Below are 12,136 nucleotides of genomic sequence, written 5' to 3' on the forward strand. Positions count from 1 at the left end.
AATGTGTCCTGGTCCGGTGCCTTCAGGTCATGGAGTCCGCCCTCGATCGGCCACCTAGGTTGGGGACGAGACAGGAGTTAAACGTCATGGCGTGAAAGGCTAGGCGCGGGCGTCTGGCGGCTTTTACGGGACCTCCTTGGTTTCTTTTGCCGCACGCCTGATCTGACTTGCGTGCAAAGTGTTATATATGATAGCAGCTGCCACAGATGATATTTAATTCCTGTTTTGAAGTGATACGCCATGAAAGCCATCGTCTGCGACAAACCGTTTTCTCTGGGCATTGAAGACAGGCCCGCACCGGTCCGCAAACCCGGCGAGGTGATGATCCGTATTCGGCGTGTTGGACTGTGTGGCACTGACTACCATATCTTTTCAGGCAATCAGCCGTTTCTTGCCTACCCACGCGTCATGGGACATGAACTGGCTGGCGAGGTCGCCGGTGTCGATGCGGGGTCACCTCTTCAGATTGGGCAGCTTGTTACCATAAATCCCTATATCCCGTGTGGCACCTGCGTCGCCTGCCGTAAGCAAAAGCCAAACTGCTGCGTCAACATCAAAGTCCTCGGTGTTCATGTCGACGGCGGCATGACCGAATTTATCTGCGTTCCGGCCCCTGCCGTGATCGCGGTGGATGGTCTGTCACCGGATCAGGCGGCCATGGTGGAGTTCCTGTCCGTTGGCGCGCACGCCGTGCGGCGCGGTCAGGTGACGAAGGCGGACAGGGCGCTGGTTGTCGGCGCCGGACCCATCGGCGTCGGTGTCGCGCTGTTTTGCACGTTCGCCGGGGCGGCGGTCACGCTCATCGACACCAGTCAGGAGCGCCTGGCATATGCGCGCGACAAGGTCGGTATCGAGCACGTAAAACAGGTAGGGGAAGAGCTGCAAGCGTTTCTCGAAGCCCGTTCGGACGGTGAATATTTTGACGTCGTCTTCGATGCCACCGGCAATGGCAAGGCCATAGAGAAGGGCTTTTCCTATGTTGCGCACGGCGGCCGGTACGTCCTGGTCAGCGTCGTGAAGGACACCATCGCGTTCTCCGACCCTGAATTCCACAAACGGGAGACCACCCTTTTGGGTAGCCGCAATGCGACCCGTGAGGATTTCGAATATGTGATCGAGAATTTGCGTTCCGGCGCCATCCCCAGCGACATGCTGCGGACCCACAATTTTGATCTCATGGATACACCGACCATGATCAAGGACCTGATCGCAAACCAGGGTTCGGTACTAAAGGCGATCGCCACATTCTGATCGCTAAAAAATAAGCGGCAAAGCCGCATATACAGGAGGACAAAATGGTGGATCTATCAGGCTCGTCCGGTCAATCCGGGCGGACTGGCCCGGTGACGGGCAGCTTTATCACCCGCGGGTACACCGCCGGGTTTGTCTTGGTGACGTCGTTGTTTTTCCTGTGGGCGATCGCCAACAATTTCAACGACATCCTTATTCGACAGTTTCAGAAAGCTCTCGATCTGACACGTGCGCAAGCGGGTTTGATCCAGTTTGCCTTCTACCTGGCCTATTTTCTGATGGCCCTGCCTGCCGGATTCCTAATGAAGCGGTTTGGCTACCGCGTGGGCATATTGGCCGGCCTCTCCCTCTACGCCTGCGGTGCCTTGCTGTTCTTTCCGGCGGCTATTGTGCGTGAATACAGTGTTTTCCTCGCTGCCCTGTTCGTCCTGGCCTCAGGTGCGGCCTTCCTGGAAACGGCAGCCAATCCGTACATCGTAGCCTTTGGCGATCCCGGGCGCGCCTCGCAACGCCTGAACCTGGCGCAGGCGTTCAACGGATTTGGGGGCGTGCTCGCGCCGATCCTTGGTGGCCTATTCATATTTTCCGGTGTCGAGCATAGCCATGATACCTTGAAAACCATGTCTGCGGCCGAGGTTTTGGCCTTCCGCGTCAGCGAAGCCAGGATGGTTCAAGTCCCTTACCTTGTGCTGGCCGCAGTCGTTATAACACTGGCTCTGGCGATTGCCTTCGTCAAGCTTCCCAAGGTGTCGCAAAGTGATCATGCCGGCGGCGATATCGCCACGCCGGGCAAGACCAACCTGCTTGGCGCCGTTATCGCTCAGTTCTTCTATGTGGGCGCGCAGGTGGGAATTTGGAGTTTCTTCGTCGATTTCGTCAAGGAAATGACACCCCAGTTTTCTGAAAAACAGGCCGCCTTCATGCTGTCGGCCAGCCTGGCCCTGTTCATGATCGGGCGCTTCATTGGGACCGCGCTCATGACTCGCGTCAGCCCGACACGCATGCTGTTTATCTATGCGCTCTTCAATATCGCACTCTGCCTCGCTGTCATCGTGTCGCCCGGAATAATAGCGGTCATCGCGTTGGGTCTGACGAGCTTCTTTATGTCGATCATGTTCCCGACCATTTTTGCAACCGGCATCAAGGGACTGGGGCCCAGGACCTCGATTGGCGCCTCCTACATAATCATGGCGATCATTGGCGGCGCCATTTTTCCGCCGGCAATGGGATGGCTGGGTCAGACAACCGGTCACCTGCAGTATGCGTTCGTGCTGCCAGCGGTTTGCTTTGCCGTAATTGCGATCTACGCCCGTAAAGCCGGGGCGACGTCAGAATCAACCTCCCCTGTATCGGAGGCCGGGCAATGACACATATCCCGGCCAATCGGATCGGAGTGACGCAGGCCACCATATCGGAAATCGGCTTCGGCGGTGGGGGAATAGGCAATCTCTATCGGGCTGTGTCTGACGATGATGCCGAGGCGACGGTGCAATGCGCCTTGGACCTGGGGATTCGCTATTTTGACACCGCTCCCAGATACGGCCACGGCCTCAGCGAACGGCGCCTAGGGGCGTTTCTGCCAGATGACGTGGTGATCTCCACGAAGGTGGGCAGACGCTTGACGCCGATTGCCCGCCCGCCGATGGGGACCCTGCGCCATGGCTTTATGGATGCAGACCCCTTCGAGGAACACTTCGACTACAGCTATGACGGTGTCATGCGCGCCTTTGACGCCAGTCTAGAGCGGCTGAAACGGGATCGGGTGGACATAATATATGCCCATGACATCGGCGCACTCACCCACGGGGAAGCGGCGCCACGCCATTTCCGTGAGTTTATCGACGGCGGCTTGAAGGCCATGCACGCGTTGAAGGCAGCTGGGCGGGTGAACGCGATCGGATTGGGTGTGAATGAAGAAGCGGTCTGCCACGAGGTGCTCGATCATGCGGACATCGACGTTGTGCTGCTGGCCGGACGCTATACGCTTCTAGAACAGGCGCCTGCAAACAGCCTCTTGCCGCGGTGCGTCTCGCGTAATGTCTCTATCGTGCTGGGTGGGCCCTATAATTCGGGCATCTTGATCAAGGGCGTTGGAAACGGGCCTGCTAATTATGACTATGGGCCTGCGCCGGCTGAAATCGTTGCGCGAGTTGCCCGGATTGAAGACATTTGCCGCGCCCATGGGGTTCCCATGGCGGCGGCGGCCCTGCAATTTCCGCTGGCGCATCCCTCTGTGGTCAGCGTTATTCCGGGCATGGGCAGGCCAGACACCGTCACCTCGAACCTGGCCTATTATCGAACGCAAATTCCATCCAGCCTTTGGACTGATCTCAGGCTGGCAGGCCTTATTGAGCCGTCTGCGCCTACACCGACGGTCGCGAGCGGTGACATGTGCTTAGACACTTGACCATAGTGCGTTTTGCACCCTAAGGTCCGACAAGCACCGCTTAAGATCGAGCGGTGTGTGGATGTGGGGGCATCCACCGGCCGGCAATTTTGGGGGTGTACAAATTTGACGCAGACAGGGGCCGCCACAAGCACCTTGCCACTGGCTGCGCACTCTGCGGGCAAGGTTGATCCGAATGCGCCCCTGACCTCTACTGAGGCGCAAAAGTTGATTGCCGAGGTCAATGCCCGGCATGATTTGCAAACGACCTTCACCGCGCCACCAAAACCGGATCTGGAAGCACTCAAATTCTGGAAAAAAGTCGCCGATGCAGTGGGTGAATTTTTCCAAAACCTGGCGCACCTGTTCAAACCCCTCGGACCGTTCATGCCGTGGATATTGGGTGCCTTGGCGATTGCCCTGCTGGCGCTGCTTTTGTCGCCGGTGGTACGACTGCTGATCACGTCACGGTTCCAGCGTTTGTTTGCCCGCGATCACTTGCGTGGCGAACCCCCCTGGCGGCCCACGAAAGACGCCGTCGTGGCGCTCCTGGCCGATATCGATGCCCTGGCCGAAAAAGGTGAGTATGACGAGGCCGTCCACCTCCTTCTTGTCCGCTCGGTCGCCGATATCAATAATTTCCGCCGCGATCTGGTGCGCAAACACTATTCCGCCCGCGATATTCTCACTCATCCCCTGCTGCCGGAAGCCGCCCGTCCGGCCTTCGCGGACATCGTGCGGTGGGTGGAACAAAGCTATTTTGCGGGCATTCCCGTCGGCAAGGCCGGTTTCGACGCTTGCCGCGCGGCCTATGTTGCCTTCCTGGCCGCGGAGGGGATCGCATGACGGCGGTGAAGAAGACACTGGGAGAGCGCCTGGGCAAGGCGTCGGGCTGGTTGCCCGCGATTGCGGCCTTCCTGTGCCTGGGCCTATTCGCCATGGCGGCGATCGCCCTGTTGGACGTGAACTCGGAGCCGAAAGGTGGACAGTCGGCCAATATCACGGCCGTGTCGGCGCAAGGATTTTCCGGCTTGCGACGGCTGCTCGAAGCGAGGGGGCACACCATCACGGTCAATCGGATGGAGGACGGGCCGCGACTGGACACCGCTGATATCGAAATCATCACGCTGGATGACGATGGCGGCACCTTGACCTATGCCTATAATTTCGAGGATGAGGACACCGCTTCGGGCAGCTCGGGGGCCCCAACCTCATCCTCAGACTCCGTCGGTCCCGCGCCGTCCAGCGCCGATAGCGACACCTCCGCCTCAGCCGCCAGCGTAGCCGCGTCGTTGGTCGACTCGCAATACGGTGCGGTTCAAATCCCAGATCCCCGGCGATCCCGCCACGTCCTGCAATCGCCGCTCGGCCGGGCCGTGTTGATCGTCGCGCCCAAGTGGCAGGCCGGACCTGACCGGCTCAATCCGCGTTGGGCTATGGGGCAAAGCCTGATCGGTACGAGCACGATATCTGATGCGTTGAAGATACTCGCCCCCATGACGGACAGGCCGGCGCCGGATGACAAAACGGCCTCCAGGGCCCCGAGCGAGGACGCTTTCACACGGACAGTGCGTAGCGGGGATCGCCTGGTGACCTTCGACAAGGCGGACTATGCCATCAAACGCGACATGCAGGCGGTTGTCACCACGGGCAAGGCCGGCAAGCGCGCCACCACGCACGAAGGCGTGTCCCGCGCCGTCACCCTGACACCGGCCGCCCGACAGGCCCTCTTCAAAACGCCGCTAGCGGTCAACCGTATTACGGCCCTGCAGTCGATCGAAGGGCCCAACCTGCAACCCATCCTCACCGGACCGGAAGGCCAGCCCGTCCTGTCGCGCGTTATCGTTACGCGCGGTCGTCCTCAGCCAAAGGTGCCGGTCTATCTGCTCAGCGACCCCGACCTGCTCAACAATCTCATCCTGGCCGACCCACAGAAGGTGGTCACCGCCCTCACTCTGGTCGACGCGGTGACCCCGACTGCGGCGCCTGCGGGGGCAAAAAGCCGCATCGTGTTCAACCTGACCTTCAACGGGATCAGCTTCGATCATGACCTGCTTCACGCGCTAGCGCGTCCGCCTTTTATTGGCGTGCCCTTGTGCCTGCTGATCGCGGGGCTTGGCCTCATGTGGGCCGCTTTCGCCCGTTTTGGACCGGCGCGTGAGGCGCCCCTGAATGCGCCGCTGGGTCGCGGTGTGCAAACCCTGGCCGACAATGCGGCCCGCCTGATGGCCATTACGCTAAAAGAAACTCGCCTCGGTCCGGCCTATGCCGATCTGATCCGCGACAGCGTCATTCGCGAGCGCGGCTATGTTGCCGGTCGCCATACCGGTCCCCTGGCCGAAGCGCCTGACGATTTGGCCGAACGCATTGGCCAGGCGCATAAGACGACCGATTCATTCACCGACCTCAAGGCCCGCTCGGCCAAGGTCCTCACCGTGCACCAACTCATCGGCATCACGCTCAAACTGCACGCCTGGAAGACGGAGATACAACGTGCTCATTCCTGATATTCAAGCCCTGGCCGCGCGCCTGCGCGCCGAAATCGGCAAGGTCATTATAGGCCAGCACGATACGGTCGACCTGCTGCTCACGGCCCTGTTTTCCGGTGGCCACGTCCTCCTGGAAGGCCCGCCGGGCACGGCCAAGACCCTTCTGGCCCGCGTATTCTGCCAGTCGCTGAGCCTGAAATTCGGCCGCATCCAGTTCACGCCGGACATGCTGCCCGGCGATGTGCTCGGCTCCAACCTGTTCAATTTCCAGACCTCGAGTTTCACTCTCACCAAGGGGCCTATCTTCTGCGACCTCCTCTTGGCTGACGAAATCAACCGCACGCCGCCGAAAACCCAGGCAGCCCTCCTGGAAGCCATGCAGGAGCGCTCGGTCACGCTCGATGGTGTCAAACATGATCTGGGGCCGCATTTCACGGTTATTGCCACCCAGAACCCGATCGAGCAGCAGGGCACCTATCCCCTTCCGGAAGCCCAGCTCGATCGCTTTCTCTTCAAGCATGTCCTGGGCTATCCGTCGGTCGAGGACGAAAAGCGCATCGTCGACAGTGCCGGCAATGCGGCGGCGACGGATCCAGTGCTGGCTGGAGTCTCTCCGGTATTGAGCGCCGCGTCACTAAAGGAAGCCATCGAGGTGGTGTCGACGGTCAAGCTCAATGACGCCAATCTCAACTATATCGTGGCCCTGATCCGCGCCACGCGCGAGACGCCGCAATTGTCGGTCGGGGCATCGCCGCGCGCGGGCGCATTGCTGGCCCGCGCCGTCCGCGCCCGTGCAGTGCTTGATGGTCGCGACTACGTCCTGCCCGACGACATCAAGGCGCTATACCCCGCCACCATGCGTCACCGCGTCCTTCTGTCGCCGTCGGCCGAGATCGAGGGGGAAAACGTTGACCGCGTCCTCCAGGGTCTGCTCGAGCGCATCGAAATTCCACGGTAACCCATGCCCATTTACCCCACCCCCCGCCTGCTTGTACTGCTGGGCCTGAGCGTTATCGTCGCGCTCGGGGTCGGCATATTTGCGCCGGGTGTGTGGGTTTGGGTGCCGTTGGTGGCCCTTTTGCTGTTCGTGCTGGCCCTGCTTGATGGCGTCTTTGCGCCTGTAGGGCAAGGGATTGTCATCGACCTGAAGGCCCCGCCCGTTCTGGGTGTCGGGCGCACCTGTGACGTGCCGTTCAGCGTGCGGTTTACCAAGTGGCGTCAGCCGGCCGTGATCGAGCTGCGGCTGGGTCTTCACCCGCGCCTGGCGGCTTCCGTCTACGACCGCAGGCTGGCCCGGGACGGGGAGGTCTTCCATGGCCACCTGAGACTCACGGCCGATGCCCGGGGGGTAGGGGGCATTGATGCCGCCTGGCTGCGCTGGCAAGGCACTCTGGGTCTCGTCTACGTCCAGGCGAAGTTACCTCTTGATATCTCAATTGTGGTGACGCCTGACATACAGGGTGTGCAACAGGACGCTGCCGAGCTCTTTTCGCTCGACAATATCTATGGCGTGCGGGTGCAGAACCAGCTGTACAATGGCTCTGAATACCATGCCTTGCGCGAATACGACGCGTCCCAGGATCATCGCCGCATCGACTGGCGCTCGTCCGCGCGCCACATGAAGCTGTTTTCGCGCGAATACCAGGCCGAACGCAATCACCACATCGTCCTGGCCTATGACACCGGCCGCCTGATGGGAGAGCCGCTCGGCGGGCTGAAACGGCTCGACCGCGCCATCTATGCCGGTCTCTTGCTGGGCTACACGGCCTTGAAGGTCGGGGACAATGTCCGCACCTTTGCCTTCGCCGCCAAGCCTTATCATTCGGCCCCGCCGATCACCGGGACGAACGGCTTTCATACCCTGTCCTACCAGTTGTCCGCCCTGGACGATTCGCCTGAGGAATCGAACCATACCTTGGCGCTCGCCGATCTGAACGCCAAGGTCGCGCGCCGGTCGCTTATCATTCTGTTCTCCGATTTCATCGATGAGATCAGCGCCGACCTGATGGTCGAAAGCCTCAATCGTCTGTCGAAGAAGCACCTGGTGTTATTCGTCGCGTTCAAGGATGAGGTGGTCGAAACCTTGATGGCGAAGACGCCCGAGGCACCCGAGGACGTGACGCGCGCCGTTTTCGCCCGCCGGCTGGCGGCCCAGCGTGAAAAGGTTTTCGCCCAGCTGCGCCGCCAGGGCGTCGAGGTTTTGGAAACACCGACAGAGCACATGGCGACCGAAATCGTCAGCAAATACCTGGCGCTCAAACGCGCCGACCGGTTGTAGGAGAGGATACCCCATGGTTGATCGTCCCGGCCCGTCCGATGCCCCCAGGCCCGCCCTGCGCCTGAAAAGCCAGAAGTTTCGCGAAGCCCGTCAGGGCGATTGGCGCGCCTTGTCCGGTCAGCTTGACAAGGCTGAGCGCCGGGGACTGGGCAGCTTTTCCGTCGATGAACTGCTGAACCTGCCGGTGCTGTACCGCTCGACCATGTCTTCCCTGTCTATGGCGCAGTCGATTTCGCTCGACCGTAACATGATCACCTACCTGCAAGCCCTGTGCGTGCGGGCCTATGTTTACATCTATGGCCCGCAGACGCGGCTGAAGGACGTATTGAGCGGCTTTTTCATCCATGCCTGGCCCAACGCGGTGCGCAAGCTGGCGCGCGAAATGTTGCTGACCTTTCTCATTCTCATAGTGGGCGGTGTTGCCGGCTGGCTGTTGTGCGCTTTTGATTCAAATTGGTACAATGTCCTGCTGCCGTCGGATCAGGCGCAAGGGCGAGATCTGGGCGCATCGGTGGAGTCCCTGCGCAAAAGCATGGGGGGGGCGGAAGACCACGCCCTGTCGCCGTTTGCTGTCTTCCTGATGACGCACAATGTCCGTGTCGCCATCATGACCTTCGCCATGGGAGCGATCTTCGGATTACCGACATTCGCCATCACCCTCTATACCGGCATCACCGCAGGCGCCATGATCTGGCTGTTTGCCTCCAAGGGACTGGGCTACGAATTCGTCGCGTGGCTGACTATCCACGGCACGACGGAGTTTTTCGCCCTCATCATTGCCGCGGCGTGCGGCTTTCACATCGCCCGGCGTCTCATGTTCCCCGGCGATGCCACCCGGCGCACGGCTCTGGCCGAGGCAGGCCTACTCAGCGGCACGGCCATGATCGGTGTCGCCATCATGCTGACGGTAGCGGGCTGTCTCGAAGGCATTGGCCGCCAGACCATCACCGACAGCCTGTGGCGCATCCTTATCGGTCTTGTCATGCTGACCATATGGTCTTGCTACTTCCTGGGCGTTGGGCGCAAGACGCCGGCGGATGCCTTCACCGGCCGTTCGCCCGCGACAGGGGAGGGGGGCTGATGGCGCGCGCCGCGAAAGCTGCCAAGGCTGCTCCAAAGCGCGATTTGGTCGCCAATGCGTCCTATGGCGAAACCGGTCGTACCACGTCTGATATTCTGACGCCCGAAGGTGTGGTGCTGCCGTTCATCAACGCGACCTTCGGCGAGCGGGTTGGCGCGCTGTTGATCGACATGCTGATCATCGTCTTCGTTCCAATCATCGTTTTTATCGTCTGGATCGCGCTGCCCATCCATGTCGATTTTGACAAGACACACAAGGCGCTGAGCTCATTCGTGCAGATCCTGTTGCTGTTCTTCATGTTTTTCATCCGTTCGGGCTATTTTATCTTCTTCGAAATGGGCCCGAAGGCCGCGACACCCGGAAAGCGTTTCATGAAGCTGCGGGTCATCTCCCACGATGGCGGGCGCCTGACACCGGCGGCTATTTTCACGCGCAATGCCTTGCGGGAAGTCGAGCTATACCTGCCGGTGACCCTGATCGGGGTGTTTCTGGCAGGGGAAAAAAGCGGGTCCGCCGCCCTGGCCGCCTTGTGGGCATTGGCGCTTTTGCTACTGCCGCTGTTCAACAAACAGCATGCCCGTTTGGGCGATTTCCTGGCAGGCACCCGGGTGGTCCACATGCCAAAAGCGGCATTGAGCTATGACCTGGCTGACCTGGATGGCGATCGAGGCCTAGGGATAAGCTTCACGACCGAGCAACTGGCCTATGGCGAGATGGAACTGAGTGTGCTTGAGCAGGTTCTGCGCGAGCGCAAGCCCGCGGTGATGAAGGCGGTTGCCGACAAGATCAAGACACGCATCGGCTGGGTGGAGCCTCAAAACCCCGAAGACGTCCCCAATGACGAAAACTTCCTGCGTGCCTATTACGGCGCTTTGCGGGCCCATCTGGAAAGCCGGATGTTGCTGGGACGGCGCCGCAAGGACAAGCACGACGGCGCCGTATAGTGCTACGGCGGGACGAACGCCTGTAACCTAAAGTGTTCAATTAACCCATTTTTTGGGAGAAAGCGCTTGCCTTGGGGTAAAAATCCGGGTTTTGGTGCGATGCAATAGTTTACGGCAAAGAGGGCCTAACGATGAAAATTACAATGATCGGTTCCGGCTATGTCGGCCTGGTGTCGGGTGTATGTTTCGCCGAATTTGGGCATGACGTGATCTGCATGGACCTGAATGCGGAGAAGATCGAAGGCCTGAAAAAAGGCATTATACCGATCTTCGAACCGGGTCTGGAGGAAATGACCCTCGATAACGTCAAGGCCGGCCGCTTGAGCTTCACGACCGACATCAAGGCCGCCGTTGCCGCTTCCGACGTTGTCTTCATCGGCGTGGGTACGCCGACAAACAAGGAAACTGGTCACGCTGACCTGAAATACGTCTATGCTGCGGCCCGCGATATCGCCCAGGCGGTCGATGGCTTCACCGTTGTCGTCACAAAGTCGACCGTGCCGGTTGGCACCGGCGACGAGGTTGAGCGCATCATTCGTGAAACCAACCCCGATGCTGATGTGGCCGTCGTCTCCAATCCGGAGTTCCTGCGCGAAGGCGCGGCGATCAAGGATTTCATGATCCCCAACCGTATCGTTGTCGGTATCGAGGATGAACGGGCCCGACCGGTAATGACCGAGGTATACCGTCCGCTGTTCATCAACCAGTCGCCGCTGATGTTTACTACGCGCCGTACCTCGGAACTGATCAAGTACGCCGCGAACGCCTTCTTGGCCATGAAAATCACCTATATAAACGAAATGGCTGACCTCTGCGAGGCTGTCGGTGCCAATGTGCAGGAAGTGGCGCGCGGCATAGGCCTGGATAATCGTATCGGCACCAAGTTTCTGCATGCTGGGCCCGGCTATGGCGGGTCGTGTTTCCCCAAGGATACCTTGGCGTTGGTGAAAACAGCTCAGGATTTCGGCGCGCCCATCACCCTTATCGAGACCACGGTGGCCGTCAACGATGCCCGTAAGTCCAAGATGACCGATAAGATCGTCAAGGCGCTGGGTGGGGATGTCAAGGGCAAGACCGTCTCCATACTGGGCCTGACGTTCAAGCCGGAAACCGACGATATGCGCGACTCACCGTCGATCACCATCGTTTCGGAACTGACCGAGGCAGGTGCAACGGTACGCGCCTTCGATCCGGAAGGCATGGAGCAGGCCAAATCCGTCCTGCCGCCGATCACCTATTGTGAAGGCGCATACGACGCGGTGACCGGCGCAGATGCCGTTGTCATCGTTACCGAATGGAATGAATTCCGTGGTCTTGACCTCAAGCGGGTAAGGTCTCTGGTCAGGACGCCGGTCCTGGTCGACCTTCGCAATGTCTACCGCAAGGAAGAGGTTGCGCGGCACGGTTTTACCTATAGCTCGATCGGCCGCCCATCGGAAGATATTACGGCCTGATCCGTCGAACAGGCTACGATTGCTGCCGCCGCGTCCGCCCAGAAAAGACGTGGCCGGCGCACGGCAAAGGATGAAATCGGAAGTCAATAAGACGGCGGCAGGACGTTGCCTCCAGCCACGCCCTGTCGCCGCCAAGATGTCAAAATGGTCGACTGAAGCTGAGATTGACCGATCGTCCCATGCCCCGCGCCGGCGCGAAGGCCGCCATTCCGTTTGAAGCCAGGTAATTGTCGACGCTCACGCCGCCAAGTGG

The 12,136-nt window shown here is 60.1% G+C and carries 10 protein-coding genes; all 10 read left to right on the top strand.

The window, feature by feature from the left end:
- The first annotated feature begins 240 nt into the window (after positions 1-240).
- The 10 genes from RCJ00_RS09000 to RCJ00_RS09045 all read left to right on the top strand — a co-directional run bounded on the left by RCJ00_RS09000 (position 241) and on the right by RCJ00_RS09045 (position 11,883).
- The gene (locus RCJ00_RS09000; protein ID WP_316221475.1) at positions 241-1,251 is read left to right on the top strand and encodes a zinc-binding alcohol dehydrogenase family protein; all 1,011 of its coding nucleotides are present in this window, start codon (positions 241-243) and stop codon (positions 1,249-1,251) included.
- A gap of 44 nt (positions 1,252-1,295) precedes the next feature.
- Positions 1,296-2,618: an L-fucose:H+ symporter permease gene (gene fucP / locus RCJ00_RS09005; protein ID WP_316221476.1), complete on the top strand. Its 1,323-nt coding sequence runs from the start codon at positions 1,296-1,298 to the stop codon at positions 2,616-2,618.
- Positions 2,615-3,658 carry an aldo/keto reductase gene (locus RCJ00_RS09010; RefSeq protein ID WP_316221478.1) on the top strand — a complete coding sequence of 348 codons (1,044 nt, stop codon included), beginning with the start codon at positions 2,615-2,617 and terminating at the stop codon, positions 3,656-3,658. The genes fucP and RCJ00_RS09010 overlap by 4 nt, the downstream gene beginning before the upstream one ends.
- Positions 3,659-3,763: 105 nt before the next feature.
- Positions 3,764-4,483 carry a hypothetical protein gene (locus RCJ00_RS09015; RefSeq protein WP_316221479.1) on the top strand — a complete coding sequence of 240 codons (720 nt, stop codon included), beginning with the start codon at positions 3,764-3,766 and terminating at the stop codon, positions 4,481-4,483.
- Complete coding sequence (locus RCJ00_RS09020) at positions 4,480-6,144, top strand: hypothetical protein (protein ID WP_316221480.1); 1,665 nt, start codon at positions 4,480-4,482, stop codon at positions 6,142-6,144. The genes RCJ00_RS09015 and RCJ00_RS09020 overlap by 4 nt, the downstream gene beginning before the upstream one ends.
- Complete coding sequence (locus RCJ00_RS09025; RefSeq protein ID WP_316221481.1) at positions 6,131-7,084, top strand: AAA family ATPase; 954 nt, start codon at positions 6,131-6,133, stop codon at positions 7,082-7,084. Before RCJ00_RS09020 ends, RCJ00_RS09025 begins: the two co-directional genes overlap by 14 nt.
- 3 nt (positions 7,085-7,087) lie before the next feature.
- Positions 7,088-8,404, top strand: coding sequence for a DUF58 domain-containing protein (locus RCJ00_RS09030; protein ID WP_316221482.1), 1,317 nt, complete (start codon positions 7,088-7,090; stop codon positions 8,402-8,404).
- A 13-nt stretch (positions 8,405-8,417) separates the two neighbouring features.
- The gene (locus tag RCJ00_RS09035; protein ID WP_316221483.1) at positions 8,418-9,485 is read left to right on the top strand and encodes a stage II sporulation protein M; all 1,068 of its coding nucleotides are present in this window, start codon (positions 8,418-8,420) and stop codon (positions 9,483-9,485) included.
- Positions 9,485-10,429, top strand: coding sequence for an RDD family protein (locus RCJ00_RS09040; protein WP_316221484.1), 945 nt, complete (start codon positions 9,485-9,487; stop codon positions 10,427-10,429). Before RCJ00_RS09035 ends, RCJ00_RS09040 begins: the two co-directional genes overlap by 1 nt.
- Before the next feature lie 131 nt (positions 10,430-10,560).
- Positions 10,561-11,883, top strand: coding sequence for a UDP-glucose dehydrogenase family protein (locus RCJ00_RS09045; RefSeq protein ID WP_316221485.1), 1,323 nt, complete (start codon positions 10,561-10,563; stop codon positions 11,881-11,883).
- Positions 11,884-12,136 lie beyond the last annotated feature (253 nt).

Origin of the sequence: Asticcacaulis aquihabitans, assembly GCF_032490435.1 — a bacterium.
In the GTDB taxonomy this organism is placed as follows: domain Bacteria; phylum Pseudomonadota; class Alphaproteobacteria; order Caulobacterales; family Caulobacteraceae; genus Asticcacaulis.